The organism is Brevibacterium sanguinis, from assembly GCF_039528855.1.
Classification (GTDB): Bacteria; Actinomycetota; Actinomycetes; order Actinomycetales; family Brevibacteriaceae; genus Brevibacterium; species Brevibacterium sanguinis.
The window spans coordinates 53,919-77,155 of record NZ_BAAAMB010000003.1 but is presented as its reverse complement, the minus strand read 5'-3'; the positions used below and the strand labels follow the sequence as shown (position 1 = coordinate 77,155).

General features: G+C 67.6%; 23 protein-coding genes and 1 pseudogene. 16 read left to right on the top strand and 8 right to left on the bottom strand.

The window, feature by feature from the left end; genetic code table 11:
* Window positions 1-23: 23 nt before the first annotated feature.
* The 9 genes from ABD154_RS02890 (at window position 24) to ABD154_RS02850 (ending at window position 10,243) form a co-directional block, all read left to right on the top strand.
* Window positions 24-1,505 carry a CCA tRNA nucleotidyltransferase gene (locus ABD154_RS02890; RefSeq protein WP_211978523.1) on the top strand — a complete coding sequence of 494 codons (1,482 nt, stop codon included), beginning with the start codon at window positions 24-26 and terminating at the stop codon, window positions 1,503-1,505.
* A gap of 119 nt (window positions 1,506-1,624) precedes the next feature.
* A complete protein-coding gene (locus ABD154_RS02885) occupies window positions 1,625-3,331 on the top strand; it encodes an AMP-binding protein (protein ID WP_282959866.1) in 1,707 nt (568 codons plus the stop codon).
* 305 nt (window positions 3,332-3,636) lie between these two features.
* Window positions 3,637-6,078, top strand: coding sequence for a transglycosylase domain-containing protein (locus ABD154_RS02880; protein ID WP_249120968.1), 2,442 nt, complete (start codon window positions 3,637-3,639; stop codon window positions 6,076-6,078).
* A 37-nt stretch (window positions 6,079-6,115) separates the two neighbouring features.
* Window positions 6,116-7,495, top strand: coding sequence for a hypothetical protein (locus ABD154_RS02875; RefSeq protein ID WP_211978525.1), 1,380 nt, complete (start codon window positions 6,116-6,118; stop codon window positions 7,493-7,495).
* Between the two features lie 137 nt (window positions 7,496-7,632).
* Complete coding sequence (rpsF, locus tag ABD154_RS02870; protein WP_137825555.1) at window positions 7,633-7,923, top strand: 30S ribosomal protein S6; 291 nt, start codon at window positions 7,633-7,635, stop codon at window positions 7,921-7,923.
* Window positions 7,924-7,955: 32 nt separating this feature from the next.
* Entirely contained in the window at window positions 7,956-8,576 is a 621-nt protein-coding gene (locus tag ABD154_RS02865) for a single-stranded DNA-binding protein (protein WP_137825554.1), read from the top strand.
* 35 nt (window positions 8,577-8,611) lie between these two features.
* The gene (gene rpsR / locus ABD154_RS02860; RefSeq protein WP_009376853.1) at window positions 8,612-8,851 is read left to right on the top strand and encodes a 30S ribosomal protein S18; all 240 of its coding nucleotides are present in this window, start codon (window positions 8,612-8,614) and stop codon (window positions 8,849-8,851) included.
* A gap of 16 nt (window positions 8,852-8,867) precedes the next feature.
* Window positions 8,868-9,326, top strand: a complete 459-nt coding sequence (rplI, locus tag ABD154_RS02855; RefSeq protein ID WP_137825553.1) for a 50S ribosomal protein L9 — start codon at window positions 8,868-8,870, stop codon at window positions 9,324-9,326.
* Between the two features lie 233 nt (window positions 9,327-9,559).
* On the top strand, window positions 9,560-10,243 hold the full coding sequence (locus ABD154_RS02850; RefSeq protein ID WP_211978526.1) for a hydrolase: 684 nt from the start codon (window positions 9,560-9,562) through the stop codon (window positions 10,241-10,243).
* A gap of 164 nt (window positions 10,244-10,407) precedes the next feature.
* On the opposite strand, the gene ABD154_RS02845 is transcribed toward ABD154_RS02850, so the two are convergent.
* Window positions 10,408-10,743, bottom strand: coding sequence for a winged helix-turn-helix transcriptional regulator (locus ABD154_RS02845; protein WP_198500072.1), 336 nt, complete (start codon window positions 10,741-10,743; stop codon window positions 10,408-10,410).
* Window positions 10,744-10,955: 212 nt separating this feature from the next.
* Between ABD154_RS02845 and ABD154_RS02840 the strand changes: the two genes are divergently transcribed.
* On the top strand, window positions 10,956-11,591 hold the full coding sequence (locus tag ABD154_RS02840; protein ID WP_211978527.1) for a DUF1345 domain-containing protein: 636 nt from the start codon (window positions 10,956-10,958) through the stop codon (window positions 11,589-11,591).
* 249 nt (window positions 11,592-11,840) lie between these two features.
* Here ABD154_RS02840 and ABD154_RS02835 read toward each other — a convergent pair whose 3' ends face one another.
* The 4 genes from ABD154_RS02835 to ABD154_RS02820 form a co-directional block, all read right to left on the bottom strand.
* Window positions 11,841-12,602: a class I SAM-dependent methyltransferase gene (locus ABD154_RS02835; protein WP_211978528.1), complete on the bottom strand. Its 762-nt coding sequence runs from the start codon at window positions 12,600-12,602 to the stop codon at window positions 11,841-11,843.
* 170 nt (window positions 12,603-12,772) lie between these two features.
* A complete protein-coding gene (locus tag ABD154_RS02830; protein ID WP_211978529.1) occupies window positions 12,773-13,420 on the bottom strand; it encodes a DUF488 domain-containing protein in 648 nt (215 codons plus the stop codon).
* Window positions 13,417-13,635: a hypervirulence associated TUDOR domain-containing protein gene (locus ABD154_RS02825; RefSeq protein WP_211978530.1), complete on the bottom strand. Its 219-nt coding sequence runs from the start codon at window positions 13,633-13,635 to the stop codon at window positions 13,417-13,419. The genes ABD154_RS02830 and ABD154_RS02825 overlap by 4 nt, the downstream gene beginning before the upstream one ends.
* 11 nt (window positions 13,636-13,646) lie before the next feature.
* Window positions 13,647-13,793: a hypothetical protein gene (locus ABD154_RS02820; protein ID WP_211978531.1), complete on the bottom strand. Its 147-nt coding sequence runs from the start codon at window positions 13,791-13,793 to the stop codon at window positions 13,647-13,649.
* Between the two features lie 134 nt (window positions 13,794-13,927).
* On the opposite strand from ABD154_RS02820, the gene ABD154_RS02815 reads away from it, so the two are divergent.
* Window positions 13,928-15,226 carry a DUF445 domain-containing protein gene (locus ABD154_RS02815; protein WP_211978532.1) on the top strand — a complete coding sequence of 433 codons (1,299 nt, stop codon included), beginning with the start codon at window positions 13,928-13,930 and terminating at the stop codon, window positions 15,224-15,226.
* 9 nt (window positions 15,227-15,235) lie between these two features.
* On the opposite strand, the gene ABD154_RS02810 is transcribed toward ABD154_RS02815, so the two are convergent.
* From ABD154_RS02810 to ABD154_RS02800, 3 genes and pseudogenes are all read right to left on the bottom strand, one after another.
* Window positions 15,236-16,297: an FUSC family protein gene (locus tag ABD154_RS02810; protein ID WP_344249921.1), complete on the bottom strand. Its 1,062-nt coding sequence runs from the start codon at window positions 16,295-16,297 to the stop codon at window positions 15,236-15,238.
* A gap of 74 nt (window positions 16,298-16,371) precedes the next feature.
* Window positions 16,372-16,761, bottom strand: coding sequence for a VOC family protein (locus ABD154_RS02805; protein WP_198500065.1), 390 nt, complete (start codon window positions 16,759-16,761; stop codon window positions 16,372-16,374).
* A gap of 123 nt (window positions 16,762-16,884) precedes the next feature.
* A pseudogene (locus ABD154_RS02800) lies at window positions 16,885-17,115 on the bottom strand (ArsR/SmtB family transcription factor); the annotation flags it as partial.
* Between the two features lie 149 nt (window positions 17,116-17,264).
* On the opposite strand from ABD154_RS02800, the gene ABD154_RS02795 reads away from it, so the two are divergent.
* The 5 genes from ABD154_RS02795 to ABD154_RS02775 all read left to right on the top strand — a co-directional run bounded on the left by ABD154_RS02795 (window position 17,265) and on the right by ABD154_RS02775 (window position 23,222).
* The gene (locus ABD154_RS02795) at window positions 17,265-17,993 is read left to right on the top strand and encodes an ABC transporter ATP-binding protein (protein ID WP_211978536.1); all 729 of its coding nucleotides are present in this window, start codon (window positions 17,265-17,267) and stop codon (window positions 17,991-17,993) included.
* 8 nt (window positions 17,994-18,001) lie between these two features.
* Complete coding sequence (locus ABD154_RS02790) at window positions 18,002-19,357, top strand: FtsX-like permease family protein (RefSeq protein WP_249120969.1); 1,356 nt, start codon at window positions 18,002-18,004, stop codon at window positions 19,355-19,357.
* Between the two features lie 26 nt (window positions 19,358-19,383).
* Window positions 19,384-20,766 (top strand): FtsX-like permease family protein, encoded by a 1,383-nt coding sequence (locus ABD154_RS02785; protein ID WP_198500061.1) that lies wholly within the window; start codon window positions 19,384-19,386, stop codon window positions 20,764-20,766.
* Between the two features lie 146 nt (window positions 20,767-20,912).
* Window positions 20,913-22,250, top strand: coding sequence for a replicative DNA helicase (dnaB, locus tag ABD154_RS02780; RefSeq protein WP_198500060.1), 1,338 nt, complete (start codon window positions 20,913-20,915; stop codon window positions 22,248-22,250).
* Between the two features lie 66 nt (window positions 22,251-22,316).
* Window positions 22,317-23,222 carry a LysR family transcriptional regulator gene (locus tag ABD154_RS02775; protein WP_198500059.1) on the top strand — a complete coding sequence of 302 codons (906 nt, stop codon included), beginning with the start codon at window positions 22,317-22,319 and terminating at the stop codon, window positions 23,220-23,222.
* Window positions 23,223-23,237: the final 15 nt, after the last annotated feature.

Sequence of the window (23,237 nt, the reverse complement as noted above, 5' to 3'; positions counted from 1 at the left end):
GACGATCGAGAAGAAGGAGTTCGGTGGATCCGCAGAGCGCGCACGTCCGGCTGTACGACAGGCTCGACGACCTCGATGACATCCTCGAGCCCCTCGGCCGCCGCTTCGCTGACGCCGGCTTCGAACTCGCCCTCGTCGGCGGGTCCGTGCGTGACGCACTTCTCGGTCGGCCGATGCCCGATCTCGACTTCACCACCGACGCCCGGCCCGACGACATCCTCGCCCTCATCTCCGACTGGGCCGACGCCCACTGGGACATCGGTCGCGACTTCGGCACGATCGGAGCGATGAAGTCCGGCGTCCAGATCGAGATCACCACCTACCGAGCCGAGGCGTACGAGCCCGAATCGCGCAAACCCGTCGTCCGGTTCGGCGACAGCCTCGACGACGACCTCGTCCGCCGCGACTTCACGATCGGGGCGATGGCCGTCCGCCTGCCCGAGAAGACCTTCGTCGACCCCCACCAGGGCTTCGACGACCTCCTCGCCGGGCGCATCCGCACCCCCGGGGCGGCCGAGGACTCGTTCTCCGACGACCCGCTGCGGATGATGCGGGCGGCCCGGTTCACCTCCCAGCTCGGCCTCGACCCGGACCCCGAGGTCGAAGCGGCGATGGAGGCGATGGCGGGACGGATCGCGATCATCTCCGCCGAGCGCATCCAGGTCGAACTCGTCAAGCTCATCACCGGCACGGACCCGGCCGCCGGCATCGATCTCCTCGTGCGCACCGGGCTCGCCGACCATGTGCTCCCCGAGGTCTCCGGCCTGCGGCTCGAGACCGACGAGCACCACCGGCACAAGGACGTCTACCAGCACAGCCTCACCGTGCTCCGGCAGGCCGTCGACCTCGAAGCAGAGTACGCGGCGCGGCAGCGACGCGCGGACATGAGCGCCGACGACCCGCAGCACCTGCCCGAACCCGACTTCGTCGTCCGGTTCGCCGCGCTCATGCACGATGTCGGCAAACCCGCGACGCGCAACTTCGTCAACGGCGGGGCCGTGACCTTCTACCATCACGATGTCGTCGGCGCGAAGCTCACCGCGAAGCGGATGAAGGCCCTGCGCTTCGACAAGGACACGACGAAGGCCGTGGCCCGCCTCGTCGAACTCCACCTGCGCTTCTACGGCTACGGCGACGCCGGCTGGACCGATGCCGCGGTGCGCCGCTACGTCACCGATGCCGGGTCCCTGCTCACCCGCCTCCACATCCTCACCCGCGCCGACGTCACGACGCGGAACCGGAAGAAGGCCGACCGGCTCGCCTTCGCCTACGACGATCTCGAGCACCGGATCTCCGCGCTCGCCGCACAGGAGGAGCTCGCTGCGATCCGCCCCGACCTCGACGGGCGGCAGATCATGGAGATCCTCGGCATCGAACCCTCCCCGCTCGTCGGGAAGGCGTACAAGCACCTCCTCGAGCTGCGTCTCGAGCACGGGCCGTTGGGGACTGAGCGCGCCGAGGCGGAGCTGCGGGCCTGGTGGGCGGAGAACGCTCCCGCGGAATGAGAGCGCAGGTCACCCCACCCCTGCCGGTGTCGCAGCGGGAGGGCACCTGGTAACTTCGGTCTCGAGACCATGTGTCCGTCGTCACAGGCGACGGTGAGCGAGCACGCGAGGAGACCGTGATGACCGTGACCGACGAGTTCCGCAGCGCCAGGGACCGGCTGATCGACCTGCGCACCGACTACGAGGCCGCGCGGGCCGACTTCGCGTGGCCGCAGTTCACGCACTTCAACTTCGGCATCGACTGGTTCGACCAGATCGCCGTCGACAACGACAACCCCGCGCTGTGGATCGTCGAACAGGACGGCACGGAGGGCAAGTGGAGCTTCGCCGAGCTCGCGGCCCGCTCGAACCAGGTGGCGAACTTCCTCCGGCGGGCAGGCGTCAAGCGCGGCGACCACGTCATGGTCATGCTCGGCAATCAGGTCGAGCTCTGGGAGACGATGCTCGCCGGCATCAAGCTCGGCGCCGTGCTCATGCCGACGACCACGCAGCTCGGACCGATCGACCTCGACGACCGGGTCGAGCGCGGGCAGGCGGAGTTCGTCGTCGCCGGCCCCGAGGACGCGGCGAAGTTCGACGACGTCGACGCCGAGGTCATCCGCATCGTCGTCGGCGGCGAGCCGACCAGGCAGCAGGACTACGACTACGCCGACGCCGATGAGGAGAGCACCGAGTTCGACCCGCACGGCCGCTCCCGGGCCGACGACCTGCTCCTCCTCTACTTCACCTCGGGGACGACGTCGAAGGCGAAGATGGTCGCCCACACCCACGTCTCCTACCCCGTCGGCCACCTCTCGACGATGTACTGGATGGGCCTGACCCCCGGCGACGTCCATCTCAACGTCGCCTCGCCCGGCTGGGCCAAGCACGCGTGGTCGAACATCTTCACCCCGTGGATCGCCGAATCGTGCGTGTTCCTCTACAACTACTCCCGCTTCGACGCCAACGCCCTCATGGAGACCATGGACCGGGTGGGCGTGACGAGCTTCTGCGCCCCGCCGACCGTGTGGCGGATGCTCATCCAGGCCGACCTCACCCAGCTGAAGACCCCGCCGACGAAGGCGCTCGGGGCCGGCGAACCCCTCAATCCCGAGGTCATCGACCGGGTGAAGAGCGACTGGGGCGTGCTCATCCGCGACGGCTACGGACAGACCGAGACGACCCTGCAGATCGGCAACTCGCCGGACCAGCCGCTCAAGTCCGGGTCGATGGGCAAGGTCCTGCCCGGGTACGACGTCGTCCTCATCGATCCCGCGACCGGCGAGGAGGGCAGCGAGGGCGAGATCTGCCTGCTCCTCGATCCTCCGCCCCTGGGGCTGACGGCCGGATACTGGAACAATCCGGAGAAGACCGCCGAGGCGTTCGCCGGCGGCGTCTACCACACCGGTGACGTCGCGGAGCGGGACGAGGACGGCTACATCACCTACGTCGGGCGCGCCGACGACGTGTTCAAGGCCAGCGACTACCGGCTCTCCCCGTTCGAACTCGAGAGCGTGCTCATCGAGCACGACGCCGTCGCCGAGGCGGCCGTCGTCCCCTCCCCGGATCCGGTGCGGCTCAACGTGCCGAAGGCCTACGTGGTGCTCACCGGCGGATACGAGGCGAACGCGGAGACCGCGCGGGACATCCTCGCGTACTGCCGCGCCAACCTCGCCCCGTACAAGCGGATCCGCCGCCTCGAGTTCGCCGAGCTGCCCAAGACGATCTCCGGCAAGATCCGCCGCGTCGAGCTGCGGGCACGGGAGGATCAGCTCCACCCCTTCAGCGGCGAACCGGTCGTCGAGGGGACCGAATACGCCGACACGGACTTCGACCTCAAGGGGTGAGCGGATCGCGGATTCGGCGGCACCGGGGACGACCCCATAGGATGGGCACCGAGGTGCCGCTCTGCCTGAATGTGAGGAATCACGCAGTCTGAGTGTTTGCTTTACGCAAACGCAGGTATAACCCCAGGTGAACAGGGGTGCGGTACGCTGTCTGCTCTACCGCAGAGTAGTTGAATGCGCGCGTAATCCCGCATTTTTCACGGTGTTCCAATGAACGCGTGCGAAACTGAAACCCATTTGTGACCCTTTTTCCACCCCCGTCGCGACTCCGCTGCGGCGCACGGAGAAGACCTGGAGGACTGTGGATGGCCAAGGCTGAGAATCCCACGAACACCAAAGGCAGGACGGCGAAGAATCTGCTCAACTACCCGCGTGCGGGCGTGAGCGGCTGGACGCGCTTCCTGCCGAGTCTTCGCATCCTCGTCGTCGGCGGCCTCAGCGCCGTCATCCTCGGATGCATCGCGTTCGCCATCGGCTATGCGACGACCGACATCCCCGAGCCGAACCTCGAGGCCACCGGGCAGACGTCGACGATCTACTACGCCGACGGCGAGACGCCGATCGGCCACTACAAGATCGAGGACCGCAAGTCGGTGCCGATCGACGAGATCTCCGAGCCGATGCAGAAGGCGGCGATCGCCGCGGAGGACACCTCCTTCTATGAGAACCGCGGCATCTCGGTCAAGGGTCTCTCCCGCGCCGTCGTCGGCGTCGCGACGAACCAGTACGCGGGCGGCGGGTCGACGATCACCCAGCAGTACGTGAAGAACTTCTACCTCACGAACGAGCACTCCCTCGACCGCAAGGTCAAGGAGATGTTCATCGCGCTCAAGATCGACCAGCAGCAGAGCAAGGACGAGATCCTCGCGAACTACCTCAACACGATCTACCTCGGCCGCCGCTCGTACGGCATCGAGGTCGCCAGCCAGAACTACTTCGGCAAGTCGGCGAAGGACCTCGACGTCAGCGAGTCAGCGCTGCTCGCCGCGATGATCCAGCGCCCCGGCGCCGCGGACCCCGCAGAGGATCCGGGTGCCTACGAGGACCGCTTCAACTACGTCATCAAGTCGATGGTCGACGAGGGCTTCATCACCCAGGAGCAGGCCGACCAGGTCGAGATGCCCGAGGTCCAGCCTCCGAGCAAGGAGGACTCCCTGAGCGGCCAGAAGGGCTACATGTGGGAGTACGTCCGCAAGGAGGCGATGGCCAAGCTCAACATCGATGAGTCGCAGCTCGACCGCGGCGGCTACAACATCGTCACGACCTTCGACGAAGACCGGATGAAGGAAGCCGAGAAGGCCATCGAGTCGCTGCCGAGCAACCAGCCGAAGGGACTCCAGGCCGGACTCGTCTCGATCGACCCGAAGACCGGTGGCATCGAGGCGTTCTACGGCGGCAAGAACTACCTCGACCAGGCGTTCAACACCTCGACCCAGGGTCACGCGCAGGCGGGCTCGACGTTCAAGCCGTTCGCTCTCGTGGCCGGCTTCGAGAACGGCGTGCGCCTGTCCGACCGCTATCCCGGCAGCCCGACGACGCTGAACAACGACGGCACGCCGTGGGAGGTCAGCAACTTCGGCAACTCGAGCTACGGTCCGGTGACGCTGCTCAAGGCCACACAGTCCTCGATCAACACCGCGTACGCCGCGCTCAACGTCCAGGTCGGTCCCGACAAGACCGTCGACGTCGCGCAGCGGGCGGGTCTGAGCCCCAACTGCACGAAGGAGCAGATGGCTTCAGGCGATACAGCCAGCTGCACGATCGACCTCACGCCGAACGCCGCGAACGTGCTCGGCACCCCGAGCGTCAAGGTCGTCGACATGGCGACGGCATACGCGACGTTCGCGTCGAACGGCGTCCGCCACGAGACCCACTCGATCGAGTCGATCTCGAAGGACGGCGAAGAGGTCTACAAGGCCGACACCGAGGGCGAGCGGGTCTTCGACAAGGCCGTCGCCGCGGAGACCACCTACGCGCTCAGCCAGGTCGTCAACGGCGGTTCGGGCAGCTACGCGCAGAACCTCGGCCGTCCCGCCGCCGGCAAGACCGGTACGTCGACGTCGAACAAGTCCGCCTGGTTCTCCGGCTACACCCCGCAGCTGGCGACCTCGGTCGTCCTCTACCGTGAGGTCGACGGCAAGTCGGTTCCGATCGGACCCTACGGCGGTCGCGGCGAGGTCACGGGCGGATCGTTCCCGATCCAGGTGTGGACCGACTACATGAAGGCCGCCCTCGAGGGCACCGAGGTCGAGAAGTTCCCGAAGCGCGGAACCCTGCCCGAGGTGAAGAAGCCCGTCAACACGAACGCTCCTCCGGCCCCGCGTCCGCAGCCGAAGGACGACGGTGAGGACACGAAGAAGAAGGCGCCGGTCGACGAACCGACGAAGAAGCCTGCCGACGACGAGAACAAGGACTCGGAGAAGGACAAGGAGAAGGACGCCGATTCGTCGTCCGACTCCAACGAGTCCGCCGACGGGTCGAAGGACAGCGAAGGCTCGAAGGACACCGGAGACACCGGAAACGACACCGGGTCGTCGACCGGCGGCGGTAACCAGGGCAACGAAGACGGCGGTGGCACGAGCACCGGCGGAGGCGGCTCCCGCGACGGCGGAGGCTCCGGTGGCGGTGGAGGCTCCGGTGACGGCGGAGGCGGCGGTTCCGGTGGCGACACCGGCGGCGGCAACGGCTCCAGCGGCGGGAGCGGAAACGGCGGCTCCACTCGCGCGCCGGTCGCACCGGGCGGATGATTCCGCTCGGGGAAGCCGTGACCGGTAACCTCTGAATATGCCTTCGAACCACGCCACCCGGATCGCCGAGCCCCTGCTCGGCGGTCCGGACGGCATTCACCGCGGTGTCGCCTCGGCGGTGTACCGGCGCACTCAGGCCTATGTCCTCGCCGGCGTCCTCGGGGTGACGACGTTCCTCGCGCTCGCCCTCCAGGCGCCGTGCCTGAGCTCGGGCTACCAGCAGCCGAGCGCCGCGGCGAGGATGTGCGCCGGTCCCCTCTCCGCATCGTTCCTCGGTCAGCTCAACCCGCAGGCGGTGGGCCGGGCCGACGGCGGACTCGCCGACCTCTCCGTCATCGACGCCCGCCTCGTCGGTCTCTTCCGGCTCGTCACCGACGACGTCTCCGTGTTCATGACGTTCGTCCTCCTCATCAACGTGTTCGCCGTCGCAGCGAGCGGTGTCGCCCTCCTCATCCTCGCCCGGCAGCGGGCCTGGCTCGTCGCGGTCTTCGCCTCACCGGCGATCCTCTTCACCCTCGGCTCGACGCTCGACCCGCTCGCCCTGGCGCTCAGCCTCTGGGCGGTCGTCCTCGTCGTCGCCCCCGCACCGGTGACACCGCAGCCGTGGCTGGCGGGGATCCTGCTCGGCATCGCCACGTTCATCAACCCGCTCGCCCTCCTCGTCCTCGCCGCCCTCACCCTCTCCGGGCTCCACCCGGCCGGGCGGCTCGCCCCGCGCAGCCCGCTGATGATGATCGCAACCGCGACGATCACCTCGGCGCTCCTCCTCATCGCCGACGGCACCGCGCTCAGCCGGATCGTCCACTGGACGACCGACGCGATCGACGGCGGCTCGTTCGCCTCGATCCTGCTCATGGCCCGCATCGGGAACGCGGAGACGTGGGCGATGGTGTGGATCGTCGTCAGCGGACTCGCGGTCCTCGCCGTCGGCGCGGCGATGGTCGTCGTCGCCCGGCGCGGCATCGATCCCGCGGTGGCCGCGTGCCTGCTCATCGGTTCGGCGCTCGTGTTCGCCCCCGGGCTCATGCCGTGGGATTCGCTGTGGATCCTGCCGTTCCTCGCCCTCGCCGTCTCCCGCTGGTGGGTGCTCATCGCCTGGGCGCTCGTCGAGGCGGTCTTCGCCGTCGCGATCCAGCTCGGCGACATCGCCGCGAGCGAGCCGGACAAAGCCCTCGAACCCTCGTTCATCGCGCTCTTCGCCCTGCTCCGGCTCTTCGTCCTCATCATGGTCATCGTCTTCGCCGGGGAGAACCTCCACCGGCGGCGCATCCGCGGGCGGCTGCGCGACCCTCAGCCGCCTCGGCGCAGCGACGCGAACGATCCCCGGCCGGAGCCCGCGGTCGCCGGGAACGGGGAGCCGCCTCGGCGCGGAGATCAACCGGCAGAGCGTAAGCCAGGGCACGGACCATCGACATGACAGCCTGCGGGGACGTCCCGTAGAATAGTGAGGTCTGTTCTCATTTCGCACACCGGTGCGAAGGCGGAACGGCAACGCATTTACCCTCCTGCCATGGACCGACCATGGCCGCTGAGACCAGAGGAGGTGGGTGACACATGCGTCATTACGAGCTCATGCTCATTCTCGACAACGACCTCGAAGAGCGGACGTTGGCTGACACCGTGAACAACCTGATCAAGGTTGTCCCGGCCGAGAAGGGAACCGTCGACAACGTGGACATCTGGGGACGTCGGCGCTTCGCCTACGAGATCCAGAAGAAGTCCGAGGGCTACTACGTCGTGGTTGATTTCCACGCGGAGCCGGCCACGACCAAGGAACTCGATCGCCAGCTCGGACTCAACGAGTCCGTTCTGCGCACCAAGATCCTCCGCCCGGACGCCAAGTAAGCGTCACGCGACCTCGCTGACAGGAGCATTCAATGGCAGGCGAAACAGTCATCACGGTCGTCGGGAACCTGACAAGCGATCCCGAACTGCGCTTCACACCCAACGGTGCTGCAGTCGCGAACTTCACCGTGGCCTCGACGCCGCGCATCTTCGATCGTCAGTCCAACGAGTTCAAGGACGGGGAGACCCTGTTCCTGCGCTGCTCGGTCTGGCGTGAAATGGGAGAGAACGTCGCCGAATCGCTGCAGCGGGGCACACGGGTCATCGTGCAGGGCCGACTGAAGTCGCGCTCGTTCGAGACCAAGGAAGGCGAGAAGCGCACGGTCATGGAGCTGGACGTCGACGAAGTCGGCCCCAGCCTGCGCCGTGCCACCGCCCAGGTCTCGAAGAACGAACGCGGCGGAGGCGGATTCTCCGGTGGTGGCGGCTACGGCGGCAACCAGCAGGGTGGCGGCCAGCAGGGCGGCTACCAGCAGCAGTCGTCGGGCTGGGGCAACAACCCGCAGCAGGGCAACCAGCAGCAGGGTGGCCAGCGCCAGGGCGGCTACAACCAGGGGAACAACGGTCCGGGCAACGACCCGTGGGCATCATCGAGTCCGCAGAACGACAACGGCGGCTGGGGCAACCCCGGCGCCGACGAACCGCCGTTCTGATCCACGCACAGACATTTCTCACACAGGAGATACTCATGGCAAAGCCAGAGATCCGGAAGCCTATCAAGAAGAAGGCGAATCCGCTCAAAAAGGGCGAAGCGGCGAACATCAACTACAAGGACACCGCAACGCTCCGCAAGTTCATTTCTGACCGTGGCAAGATCCGTGCACGTCGCGTCACCGGCGTGACCGTGCAGGAACAGCGCGTCATCGCGAAGGCCGTGAAGAACGCCCGCGAGATGGCACTCCTGCCCTACTCGAGCTCTGCTCGCTGATCGGAGGAGAACAGACATGCCTAACCGCAAAGTGATTCTCACCCAGGAAGTCGACGGCCTCGGTGCCGCCGGCGACATCGTCGACGTGCGCGCCGGTTACGCGCGCAACCTGCTCGTTCCCCGCGGCTGGGCCACCCCGTGGACCCAGGGTGCGGAGAAGCAGATCGTCGCCCTCCGCAAGGCCCGCCAGGCCAAGCAGATCGCCGATCACGACGAAGCTGTCCGCGTCAAGGAGCAGCTCGAGACGACGAGCGCCCGCATCGAGCTCAAGGCCGGAAAGAACGGTCGCCTCTTCGGCGCCGTCACCCCCGCCCTGGTCGCCGAGGCGCTCCAGACCGCAACCGGACACGACTTCGATCGTCGTCAGGTCGCGCTCACCGGTCATGTCAAGACGCCCGGCAGCTACACCGCTGTCGTGCGCGTCAACGACGACATCACCGCGAACGCCAAGTTCGACGTCATCGGCAAGGCCTGACCGACCGCGGCTGAGTCCGCTGCCGGCGGTCCGCGCTCGCTGTGTGCGGGTCGGACCGCTGGTGTCGGGTGATTCTGCTCCGGGTCAGCTGAGTCCTGACACGACGAGCGCCGGGTGCTCCCGTAAGGGGGCACCCGGCGTTCGCGCATTCACGGGCAGGGAATATTCTCGGGCGATCATGGTTTCAATCTATAACGGGGTGACAAAAAGTAACCCCAGGAGAAAGGAACACCATGACCGACATCGGTCCCGCGAACTTCAACGGCGCTCGTCCCGTCATCGATCCCGAGAATGCCGTCCTGCTCATGATCGACCATCAGAGCGGACTCTTCCAGACGGTCAAGGACATGCCCATGACTACCTTGCGCCGTCATGCGGCCGCGCTGGCGAAGATCGCCTCGCTCGCTGACATCCCGGTCATCACGACCGCCTCGGTGCCGCAGGGCCCCAACGGTCCGCTGATCCCGGAGATCCACGAGAACGCACCCCATGCGCAGTACGTCGGGCGCAAGGGCGAGATCAACGCGTGGGAGAACCCGGACTTCGTCGCGGCCGTCAAGGCCACGGGCAGGAAGCAGCTCATCATCGCCGGCACCATCACCAGTGTGTGCATGGCCTTCCCGGCGATCAGCGCCGTCGCCGACGGCTTCCAGGTCTTCGCGGTCGTCGACACCTCGGGCACCTACTCGAAGATGGCGGAGGAGATCACCCTGGCGCGCATCGTCCAGGCCGGCGTCGTGCCGATCGATGTCGCGGCCGTGGCGTCCGAGCTGCAGCACACGTGGAATCGTGAGGACAGCGGCGAATGGGCACAGGCCTACACGCAGATCTTCCCCGAGTACCAGCTGCTCATCGAAAGCTACGCGAAGGCCCAGGAGGTCGAGCGCACGCAGGAGACTGCTGACTCCATGAAGTGAGGAAGGTGCGATCTGTCGCCCTGAAGCAAGGGTTGGCTCGCTGACGTGAGGGAGCGGCCGGTCGGATGACCAGCCGCTCCGTCATCTTCGGGGTGCTCCGTCGTCGTGAGGTCTGGACCGTCGTGAGGTCTCGACCGTGGACTGGCGCTGAGGGCGCTGAGCCCTCAGGGCTCGTCGGGATCGGCGTCCATCTCCTGCGCCCAGGTGCGGAGGGCATCGAAGGCCGGGCGCAAACGGAGTCCGCGCGGCGTGAGCGCGTAGGTCACGGTGATCGGGGGGCCGGTGTCGACTTGGCGTTCGACGAGTCCGAGGGCTTCGAGCTCGCGCAGCCGTTCGCCGAGGACCTTGTTCGACAGGCCCTCGACGCCGCGCTCCAACTCGCTGAAGCGGGCGGGACCCTGGAGGAGCAGGTCGATGATGAGCCCGCTCCAGCGCTTTCCCAGCACCCTCCACGCACGGTCGGTCGAGGTGCAGAGGTCGGTACCCAGCACATCAGCCATGCGACCAGAATACCAAGGCGGCCGATCGTCGATTCCGGGCCGGTGCGCGGCTGAGTCCGGGGCCGTCACTGCCGTCGGCCCGACGAATTGGCTGGCTGTGAGACGGGTGAGATCCGGCTGTGTTGTGGCAGAGTGTTCTCGTAAGCCGCATTGCCTCAACCGGCATTATCGGACCGTCCCTCTGCGACCTCACTCGAACGGAGCACCCACCGATGAAGCAGTTCCTCATCAGCGCGACGGGTCGTCTCATCGCGTCCATCGTCATCGGCGTCGTCGTGGGCTGGATCGTCGGCGCCTTCACCACCACGGGCGACGGCTTCCTCGTCGGCATCTCCACGGCGACGACGTTCTTCGTGCTCGTCGGGACCGCCGCCCTGTGGCCGATGTCGTCGGAGGAGACGAAGTCGAACGCGAGCCGCGAGGACTTCAACCCCGTCCTCGACGAGGTGGTCATCACGATCGCCCAGCTCTGCGGCCTCGGCGGCATCGTCCTTCTCCAGGTCGTCGGCGGATCGCAGGCCGGCAACTGGGAAGCCGCGATCGCCCTCCTCGGCGTCTTCATGTCGTGGGCCGGCCTGCAGATCCTCTACAGCGCCCGCTACGCCTACATGTACTTCGGGGACGGCACTCCCGGCGGCATCGACTTCAACTCCGACCGCGTGCCCAACTACAAGGACTTCCTCTACTTCGGCTACGCGGTGGGCATGACCTTCGGCGTCACCGACACCTCGGTCTCCGATACGCAGATCCGCGCCGTCGTCCTGCGCCACAGCCTCCTGTCCTACGTCTTCAACGCCGTCATCCTCGCCACGGCGATCAACCTCGTCGTCGGGGTCTTCTCGAACTGAGAGCGCGACCGCGGTCGGCAGGGCTGCGGTGCGGACGCATGGCCGGGGTGCGCACGGCCGGAGCCACGGGGTCGTCGGTTCAGACTGCGCGCGCTGACTGTGGCTGGGCTTCCGGAGGTGGATCCCGCTCGATTTCCGGCTCGATCTCGAGCGGGATCCACCTGGCAAGCAGGGCCAAGGGTTGTGTGTGCCGCCCAGGGGTGTCTCATCGCTCCGGGTAGGTGATGCGGTTGTCAGTGGAAGTCGCGGTCACCGAGGGCTAGGGGAAGCCAGCAAAAGCAGCGCGCGATTGCGCGTCTGCAGATCGGCGGTTCCGACGGCCTCGGCCAGCGCGCGCCGCATTTCACATCGACTTTCCTGCGACATGGTCAGCTGGTCAGAGTGTGTGGAGACCATCGAGAGCCACTCGTGAGCCGCATACCACCGCGGTTCGTCGCAAGTGATCTCGCGGACCTCGAAGTCGTGAGCCTCGAGCCGGGCGACATCTGGATGAGAGGCATCGTCTGGTTCTGGTTCCGGAACGGCACGGGGAAGGAATTGTTCGTAGACGCCGGCAATCTCCGCTGCGCGGCCGTCAACGGGCTCGATTCGATTCCACATCAGGGCGAGTCGACCTTCCGGACGGAGAATCTGTCGGATTTTCGGCAACGCGGTTGCCGGATCCACCCAATGGAACGATTGCCCGAACGTGACAAGATCGAACGTCCTGTCGCCAGCGTCCCAGGACTCGAATGTGGAGACTTCGACCTGGCACCCTTTGCTTCGGGCGACCTCCGCCATCTCGGGGTCGGGTTCGACCGCAGTCACCTCACAACCCGAAGCTGTGAGCTGTGCTGAGAATATTCCAGTGCCTGCTCCGACATCGAGCACACGCGTCGGCCGGACGTCAGCAGGGAATTCGCCGAGCACCTCAGTGAGGAGAGCGCCCGGATACCGCGGACGGACGCGATCATAGGTCTCGGCGACCGAACCGAAGGATTCGGCCCGTGCACGGTTCTCGAAAGGCTCCATCTGCGCATCTTAGCCGCGCGATCAACCCGCAATGCCGGTTCGGACAGCCGCCGCGTTTTGAGTGCGGACGGATTTCCGGAGGTGGATCCCGCTCGATTTCCGGCACGATCTCGAGCGGGATCCACCTCGCAAGCGGGGTCAAGGGTTGTGTGCGGAGGTGCGGGGGTGTCTCACTGCTCCGGGTAGGTGATGCGGACGTCGGCGGAGTCCCCGCGATCATCCGCGGGCATGGATCCGGCGCTGCCACCGGGCTCGCCCTCGATGACGGCACCGGAACTGAGCTCCGCCTCGGCGGTCTGACCGGGACCGAGGACATGGAGAACCTCACGGTCATGCGCGAGCAGATAGTCGGCGATGATGCGCCGATGACAGCGCCACCACACGGCTTCCGAGCACATCACCGCGCACCGCCGCTCATCGCCCCAGTCCAGCAGCACGGCGATGTCGGCGGCGAACTCCGCGCCGAGGGCGTGATCGGCATAGTTGTGGAAGCTGCGGTTCTCCCACCACGCGTTGACCTCAAACGGCACGTCCCGGCTGACGGGTCGCCGCCCGGTGAGACCGTCGAGCCGGCGCAGCTCGATGCCGACCGCGGCCAGCGCATCGCCGAGCACATCCTCGTTGAACTGCGGATTCGCGTTCGACCCGGGCAGCTTGCGGACGTCGACGACCACCTCGGCGCCGGAGTCGCGGAGCAGGTCGATGAACTCCTTCAGGGAGCGGTTCGAATGGCCGATCGTGAGGAAGTCCGGCACCGAGGCGGGCCCGCCGCGGGCGGGCTGGTGGGCGATCTCCCGGTCCGGCTCGTCGGCGGTCATTCGTCGTCGATGAGGCGGAGCGCGCTGCCCTTGTGCGCGGCGATGTGATCGGTCCTGTCGCTCCTGATCTCGTACTGCGGGTCGGCCTCCGAGGCGCGGTGGGTGTGGCCCTTGTAGTCGAAGTCCGAGGTGTGGACCCTGATGATGTGGCCGGAGACCTCGCCGGCCTCGGAGTTCCACCCGACGTGATCGCCGACGGAGAATTCGTGTGCCATGTCGATCTCCTTCAGAAGCCGATGCGCTCAGCCGGGGGGAACCGGGTGCAGACGACGCTTTCGTTGAGCGGGGCCGGCTCGAGGCAACTCGGAACGCCCTCGTCGAAGACGAGGAGGAGCGCTGTGTCCCTCTCGAGGTCGGTCAGTGCTCGGATCATGCCTCCACGGTACTCCGGCCGGCCGCAGCACTCACAGGGGCTGCACGCGGCAGGGCGCGTTCCCAGGCGCAGTCCAGCCGGTCGGCATCGAACCTGCGCCGAGGTTCGCTAAAGTCAGTGCCCAGGGGGTAACAATGACGATCGAGAGAACCGAGCCGGTGCCGCGCTTCGACGGCCCGAACGAACTCACACCCGAGGACCGGGAACGGGCCAGGGGCCTGCGGAAGATGCGCACGCTGGCGCTCTCACTGCTCATCCTCGCGACCCTCATCTTCCTCGCCACGAACCTCTTCACCGATCTGTCCGGCGTCTGGGGATTCGTCGCCCGCGGCGCCGAGGCCGCGATGATCGGCGCGATCGCCGACTGGTTCGCCGTCACCGCCCTCTTCCGGCATCCCCTGGGCCTGCCGATCCCGCACACCGCGATCATCCCCCGGAAGAAGGACGCTCTGGGAGCGAGCCTCTCCGCCTTCGTCGCAGCGAACTTCCTCCACGCCGAGGCGGTGTCGACGAAGATCCGCTCCGCCCACGTCGCACAGCGCGCCGGCGAGTGGCTGAGCAAGGCCGCCAACCGCGACCTCGTCGTCGACCGGGCCGCCGCCGGTCTCGAATACGTCCTCTCCCGCATCGACGACAAGTCGATCGTCGCCCTGACGAAGAACGTCATCCTCCCGCGCCTCATCGCCACCCGGAAGTCTCCGGTGCTCGGCAAGCTGCTGCGCCAGATCGTCCTCGACGGCGCCCACCACAAGCTCGTCGACCTCGTCGTCGCCGAGGCGTACACATGGCTGAGCGACAACCCGCAGGTCATCGACGAGATCGTCCACAACCGCGCCCCGTCGTGGGTGCCCGACTTCGTCAACGAACAGCTCGCGAACCGCCTGCAGCGCGAGATCCTCGGCTGGCTCGTCGACGTCCGCGACAACCCTTACCACAAGGCCCGCCAGGCCCTCGACGCGTGGCTCGTCGACCTCTCCACCGACCTGTCGACCGACACCCCGCTGGCCGACAAGGCCGAGGACATCATCAACGACCTCCTCACCCAGGACGGCGTCGTCGACTCCGTCCTCGAGATCTGGACCTCGCTCAAGCAGCTCCTGCGCGAGGCGATCATCGAACCCGACGGTGAAGTGCGCGGCCGCATCGCCGACCTCATCGGAGAATTCGCCCAGCGCCTCCAGACGGACACGGAGTTCGCTGAGACGATCGACGACCGCGTGGCCACGACCGCCGGCGACCTCGCCGAGAGCTTCGGACCCGAGATCGCCAGCGTCATCTCCGACACCATCGAACGCTGGGACGCGAAGGAGGCCGCCGACCGCATCGAGCTCTACGTCGGCCGCGACCTCCAGTACATCCGCATCAACGGCACCGTCATCGGCGCCCTCGTCGGCATCCTCCTCCACACGGTCATCGTCCTCATACCCGGGTGAGGGGTCACCTCACGCCTCGGCGCGGCCGCCCGTGTCACCGCGCGTCCGCGCCCGGCGCCTGCCGACGTACCCGACGACGAGGACGACGGCGATGCCGACGACCGCCCCGAGCAGCGTCTCGACCCCGCGGTCGATGATGAGCGTCGACCGCGGGATCGGATGCGCGAGCTGCGTCATGAGCAGGATCATCGGGGTGAAGAACGTCAGCGCGAACCCGTAGTTGCGCATCATCAGGTACTCGGTGGGGAACTGCAGGAGGATGACCGGGATCGCCAGCCACAGCGGTGACGGGTCCGGCCAGAGGATGAGCGCGGTGACGATGAGCCCGGAGAACGTCCCGAGCACCCGGTGCACGCCCCGGGCGATCCGGCCCGGCAGCTCCGCGGCGGCCAGCGGCACCGCTGCCGACGCCATCGCCCAGTACGCGTGGTCGAGTCCGATGAGCACCCCGATGAGACCCGCCGAGGCGACCGCCACCGCATACGTCGCCGCATGCCTGAGCATGGCGAGGGCGTGGGGCCCGCGGAACGGGGTGATCATCCGCCGGGACCCCGCCCGCCACGTGCGCGTGCGGAACCATCCGAGGAAGCCCAGGGTGATCGCGAAGGCCGCCGCGAGGACGCTGATCCCGACGGGGATCCACGGCGGTGCGAGCGGTTCGACCGAGGCGCACGCCCCGAGGGCGAAGATGCCGAAGAACGGGCCGCCCGGACGCATCCGCGCGCGGTCGGCGATGATCGACCCGACGGCGGCGAAGAAGGCCTCGATCGCGATGAGGGCGAAGACCGGGGTGTCGAGCATCGCGAGCATGACGCCGATGACGACGCCCGAGAGCAGCAGCACCGCGGCCTGCAGCTGGTGGATGAGGCGCAGCTGGTGCGCCTCACCGCGACCGTACATCCCGCAGAACGCCCCGAAGACCGCGTAGATGATGAACTGCTCATACCCGAGGAGCAGGAGGACGAGGGAGGGAATCGCCACGCCGAGGCCGACCCTGAGCGGTGCCCGCCGATCGTCGTCGGTGGGTTCGAGGCGCAGGGTCCCGCGGATGTACTCGGCGATCCTCTTCATGGCCGTGCAGCGGTCGGCGCGACCACCGCGCCCGCCCGGGTCGTCGGGCCGGCGCCGGGCACGCGGAACCGCGGTCAGTCCTCCTGGTGAATGAGCTGAACGAGATTGCCCACGGTGTCGTTGAGAACCGCGGTGGTGATCGGTCCCATCGACAAGGGTTTCTGTGTGAACTCTACTCCGAGGGCGCTGAGGCGCTGGTATTCGGCCTCGACGTCGTCGACGGCGAACTGGTTGATCGGGATCCCGTCGGCCATGAGCGCTGCCGTGTAGTCCCCGGCCGCCGGATGTCCCTTCGGTTCGAGGACGATCTCCACTCCCTCCGGGTCCTCGGGCGAGACGACGGTGAGCCACCGCGCGTCTCCGACGGGAACGTCGAACTTCAGCTGGAATCCGAGCTTGTCGGTGTAGAAGTCGAGCGCGCGCGCCTGGTCGTCAACGGGAATGCTGATCCACTGGGCCTTCATGACGGTGTCTCCTTTCTCAGGCGGTGCCTGGGGTGATGCGGGTGGGCCGGTGTCCTGGTCGGTGTCCGGTGGTCGGGCGTCCCGCGTCCCGCCGGTCCAGCGATCGAACGCTGTGCGCAGCGGCGCGGGATCGAGTGTGTGGTACTTGTAGCGCCCCTCGCGGCGGGTGACGACGAGACCGGCGGATTCGAGCACCTCGAGGTGTTGGGACACCGCTTGGCGTGAGAGCCCGAGACCATGCCGATTGGCCAGACGCGAGCAGATCTCGAAGAGAGTCTGATCATCGCGTTCGGCGAGTTCGTCGAGGATCGTCCGCCTGGTCGGGTCGGCGATCGCCTTGAAGAGGTCGGCCACACCGACACCATAGGCAAGTACTGACTTGCATGTCAATGGACGCAGGTCACATTCGGTCGCGATTTCCCTCCGCGACTCTCGGGTTTTCCTCGCGCCAGTCGTGGGAGGACTGCATGGCCGCTGGCAGCGGCCTGCGAAAGCATTGAGTCATGACCACAACACACATGCCTGCGATCATCACGGCCTCCTCTGTCACCAAGCACTACAACCAGACCTACGCCCTTGCCGGCGTCGACCTCACGATCGGCCTCGGCGAGTCCCTGGCGATCATGGGACCCTCCGGTTCCGGCAAGACGACCCTGCTCCACTGCCTCGCCGGCATCCTCCGTCCCGACGAGGGCCACATCCGTCTCCTGCCCACCGACCGCAGCGCCGCCGCGGACATCACCTCGCTCAAGGAGGCCGGCCGCACCGCGCTGCGCCGGGAGGTCTTCGGGTTCGTCTTCCAGCAGGGTCTGCTCCTGCCCGAGCTCTCCGCCGAGGACAACGTCGCGCTCGCCGCGATGCTCGCCGGAATGAACCGCGCCGAGGCGACGAGGCACGCTCGTGCGTGGCTCCAGCGCCTCGGCCTCGCCGAGCACCTCACCAAGCGCATCGGCCAGCTCTCCGGCGGACAGGCCCAGCGCGTGGCCATCGCCCGCTCGCAGGTCACCCAGCCGGTCGTCACCTTCGCCGACGAGCCGACCGGCGCGCTCGACTCCCGCACCTCGACCGAGGTCCTCTCCGAACTGCTCGCCTCGACGACCGGGCGCGGTTCGACGCTCGTCGTCGTCACCCACGACGAGAACGTCGCCGCCCGCTGCTCCCGCGTCGTCCGCCTCGCCGACGGCCGCATCGTCTCCGACTCCGCCGCGCAGTATGCGGCGAACAACGGGTGAGGCCGATCATGAAGGTCCTCCCACTCGTCCTGTCGAAGCAGACGTTCACGTCGCCGACCGCGCGCCTCGTCGCGATCGCGTTCTTCGCCTGCTCCACCCTCTTCCTCACCGTCGCCGCCGGTGCGTGGGCGTTCAACGACCGCCCCGATGTGCCCCGCTACGCCGAGGTGGTCGACCTCTACCGGATGCTCGCGATCCTCGCCACGGTCTTCCTCGTCGTGCCGGCGATCAGCCTCGGCGTCGCCTCGGCGAAGCTCAGCGCCCGACGCCAGGATGAGCGCCTCTCCACGCTCTCCCTCCTCGGCGCCTCGAAGGGCACCGTCCGGCTCGTCGCCGTCGCCGAACCCTTCATCCCCGCTGCCGCCGGGATCCTCGCCGGCATCGTCGGCTACCTCGCTCTCGCCTACCCGCTGAGCCTCATCGTCTTCACCGGCGTGCCGCTGGGCTACTCCGCCCTCCTCATGCCCCTCTGGCTGCTCGCCGGGGTCGTCGCCGCTCTCCTCCTCATCTGCCTCCTCGCCGCACTGGTCGGTCTGCGGAAGGTCATCGTCTCGCCCCTCGGCGTGCGGACGCGGTCGCTCGGGCGGAAGTTCCCCCTCCTGCGCATCATCGCCGTCGTCGTCCTCGCCATCGGCATGGTCGCCGCCCTCGTCTTCTCCCTCCAGGACGGACAGTCGCAGCGCACCGCGATCATCGCGAGCATCCTCACGATCGGCGTCGCCCTCCTCCTCATCAACGTCCTCGGCGTCCTCGTCATGCGGGTCCACGCCTGGATGAGCGGCAAGACGGCGCGGCGCCCGGCCGGCATGCTCTCCGCGGCGATGATCGCCGACGCCCCCGCACAGTACTGGCGGCGGGTCGCCGGGCTCGCCCTCATCACGTTCATCGCCGTCGTCGGCGGCACCGGGGCGGCGATGATGCGCGGCAGCGGCGACGAGATGAGCGCGGCCGAACGCGAGCTCATGGGACCGCTGCAGTACACCGGCGACGACGTCTTCACCGGCCTCATCCTCACCCTGGCGATCGCCTTCGTCCTCATCGTCGTGTCCGCGACGATCAACCAGGCCGCGGACATCCTCGACCGCGCCTCGACCTACCGGGAGCTCCACGCCGCCGGCATGTCGCCGGCGATGATGCACGGGGTCACCGTGCGCGCCGTGATGTCCCCGATCGTCCTCGTCACCCTCGTCTCGCTCGTCCTCGGCGGACTGCTCGCGATCGCCATGGCCTCGGCGAACGACCTCGGTGATCCGATGACCATCGCCGTCGTCGCCTCCGTCCTCCTCGGCGGCATCGCGATGGTGTGGCTGGGACTGCAGTTCACCCGTCCGCTCGTCCGGCGCGTCACCGCGGTGACCGCCTGAGGCCCCGCCTCGATCAGGAGTCAGTGATGTCAGCACCCGCCAGCATCGTCCCCCTCGTCCTCGGTCGCAAGACCGTGACGGCACCGAGCTCGCTGCTCGTCATGAGCTCGTTCTTCGCCTGCGCGACGCTGTTCCTCACCGTCGCCGCCGGGGCTTGGATGTTCTTCCAGATCCCGCCGAGCACCGATCCGAACACCCAAGGACTCGATGTCGCCTACAAGTTCTTCGCGGGACTTGCCACGATCCTCCTCGTCATCCCCGCGAGCACCCTGGCCTCCGCCTCGGCGACGCTGTCGGCCAGGCGGCAGGACGAGCGGCTCTCGACGATGTCGCTGCTCGGGGCCAAGCGCTCGGAGATCACCGCGGTTGCCGTGGCCGAACCGCTCGTGCCCGCCGTCATCGGCATCGTCGCAGGCGTCCTCGGCTACCTGGGGCTCGCGTGGCCGGTGAGTCACATCCACTTCCTCGGGCAGCCGATCGGGTACGCGAACATGCTCATGCCCCCGCTCCTGCTCGCCGCGGTCGTCGTCTTCCTCATCCTCGTCTGCGTCGTCTCGGCGCTGCTGGGGCTGCGGAAGGTCGCGATCTCCCCGCTGGGAGTCCGGACGAAGTCGCTCGAGCGGAAGTTCCCCGTCGCCCGGGTCATCGCGGTGATCGTCGCGATCCTCGTCCTCCCGGTCGTCGTCAGCCTGTCGAGGTCGGCGAGCCTGGGGATGGGGGTGATGATCTCGGCGATGCTCGCGGTCTTCGTCATCGGCCTCATCGTCGTCGACCTCCTCGGCGGGCTCTTCGTCCGCTGGTTCGCCCACCTGGCGGGCAAGCGCGCGCTGACGCCGGCCCGGCTCATCGCCGCCCGGCTCGTCTCCGATGAGCCGAAGCGGTTCTGGCGCCGCGTCTCCGGGGTCGCGATGACGGCGTTCGTCGCGGCCGTCGGCGGCACGGGCATCGCGCTCATGCAGTTCGCCACGGACATCTCCGACGACCCGAGCGTCGACATGCCGCAGGAGCACCTCACCCTCTACCAGGACCTGTTCACCGGCGTGCTGCTCGTCATGGGGATCTCGATCGTCCTCATCGCGGTCTCCGCGCTCATCAACCAGGTCGCCGACGTCTACGACCGGGCCGACACCTTCTCCGACCTCTATGCCGCAGGCATGGACGTCGACACGATGCACGCGGGGATGGTGCGCGCGGTCCTCGGTCCCGTCATCTGGGTGTCGCTGCTCGCCGGCGGTCTGGGACTCGTCCTCGTGCTCCCGCTGGCCGGGGCGGCCCTGGTGATGAAGCCCGTCACGTTCCTCACGATCCTCGTGTCAGTGGTCGTCGGTATCGTCGTCATCAGGCTGGGACTCCAGCTGGCGAAGCCGATCCTCGCCGCGGTCGCCACCGCCGGCCGGGCACGGCTGTGACGCTGGGCCGCTGCGCCGCCTCGGCGAGATCGGGGCGGCACCGGCGGTGACGTGAATCGCTGTCGAGTCCGCGCGTGGCACGGGTAAAGTGGGATGGCACTGCACCCGGGCCGGGCAGGCGTTGGCACAGAGGAGGAGACGTGGGAGTGAGCAGCGATCTGGGGTACGACGGACTCAGAACTCCTCCGCAGGACATCGAAGCCGAGGAGAGCGTCCTGGGTGCCATGCTCCTGTCGAAGGACGCCATCGCCGACTGCGTCGAATCGATGTCGCGTGATGACTTCTACAAGCCCGCGCACGAGACGATCTACGAGGCGATCCTCGACCTCTACTCCCGCGGCGAACCCGCCGACTCGGTCACGGTCGCGAACTACCTGACGAAGTCCGGCGACCTCTCCCGGATCGGCGGACCCGCCTACCTCCACACGCTCATCTCCTCGGTCCCCACCGCCGCGAACGCCGGATACTATGCGACGATCGTCCGCGAACGCGCGGTGCTGCGCCGCCTCGTCGAGGCCGGCACCCGGATCGTGCAGATGGGCTACGACGCCGAGGGCGACACCGACGCCGTCGTCAACAACGCGCAGGCCGAGATCTATCAGGTCACGGAGAAGCACACGACGGAGGACTACGTCATCCTCGCCGACATCCTCGGCGAGGTGGCGGCCGAGATCGAGCGCAACGGCGACACCGACGGGCAGACGGCCGGGGTGCCGACCGGGTTCACGGAGTTCGATCAGCTGACCAACGGCCTCCACCCGGGGCAGATGATCGTCATCGCCGCCCGACCCGGTGTCGGCAAGTCGACGCTCGCCCTCGACTTCATCCGCTCGGCAGCGATCCACCACAAGCAGGCCGCGGTCTTCTTCTCCCTCGAGATGGGCAAGAACGAGCTCGTCATGAGGCTCCTGTCCGCGGAGTCGGAGATCCCGCTGCAGAATCTGCGCCGCGGTGAGCTCAGCCCCCACGACTGGACGAACCTCGCGGCCACCGAGGCGCGCATCAACGATTCGCCGCTCTTCGTCGACGATTCGCCGAACATGGCGCTCACGGAGATCCGCGCGAAGTGCCGCCGGCTCAAGCAGCAGCACGACCTCAAGATGGTCTGCGTCGACTACCTCCAGCTCATGAGTTCGGGCAAGCGCGTCGAGTCCCGCCAGCAGGAGGTCTCGGAGTTCTCCCGCTCGCTCAAGCTGCTGGCCAAGGAGCTCGAGGTGCCCGTCATCGCGCTCTCCCAGCTCAACCGCGGCAGCGAGCAGCGTACCGATAAGCGACCGATGATCTCCGATCTCCGCGAATCCGGATCGATCGAGCAGGACGCCGACATGGTCCTCCTCATCCACCGTGAGGACATGTACGACAAGGAGCACGAACGCGCCGGTGAGGCCGACATCATCGTCGCCAAGCACCGTGCCGGACCGACCGGAGACATCGCCGTGGCCTTCCAGGGCGCGAAGTCCCGGTTCGTCAACATGCCGCAGTAGGTTTCCCGCCACAGGAGCGAGCCTGCCCGGATCGGTGCCCTCACGTCACTTTGTACGATGGCAGGCATGGACACGACCCCGAACGATCTGCTCGTGCTGCTCGCGGTTTCCCGCTCGGCGAAGTTCGCCACGGCGGCCCATGCGCTCGGGGTCAACCACACGACGATCTCACGGCGGATCGCGGCGTTGGAGAAGGCACTCGGCGGCCGGGTGCTCGCCCGGTCCGGCAGCGGATGGGAGCTCACGGAGCTCGGCGCCGAGGCGGTGCGCGTCGCCGAGCAGGTCGAGCTCGCGGTCGGCAGCCTCGGTGAGTCGGGCGAGACTCCCGATCCCGTCAGCGGTGTCGTGCGGATGTCGGCGACGGACGGATTCAGCGCCTATGTGGCCTCACCGGCCGTCGCGGCGCTGCGGCGGACCCATCCAGGTCTGAGCGTCGAGATCATCACGGTGACACGGCAGGCCCTGCAGCAGCGGTCCGGCCTCGACATCGAAGTCGTCGTCGGCAAACCGCAGGTCCATCGCGCCGAGGCGGTCCACCTCGGCGACTATGCGCTGGGAATGTACGCCGCGCGGGACTACCTCGCCGACCACGGCACCCCGACGACGGTTGACGCGCTCATGGAGCACCAGCTCGTGTACTTCGTCGACTCGATGCTCCAGGTCGACGACCTTGACGCACCCCGGCGCCTCGTCCCGTCGATGAAAGACGGTGTGACCTCGACGAATGTCTTCGTCCATGTCGAAGCCACGCGTGCCGGCGCCGGCATCGGGTTCCTGCCCTGTTTCATGGCCGACCGGCATGCCGACCTCGTCAGACTTCTCCCGGACGACCTCACCGAACACCTCCCGTACTGGATGGTGCTGCGGCCCGACTCCATGCGCCGTCCCGCCGTCGCCGCGGTCGCCAGAGCGCTCAAGCACCAGACGGCGGCGTGCTACGACGCCCTCATGGGGAAGGAAGAGAGGGTCTGATCGACGTACGGCGCC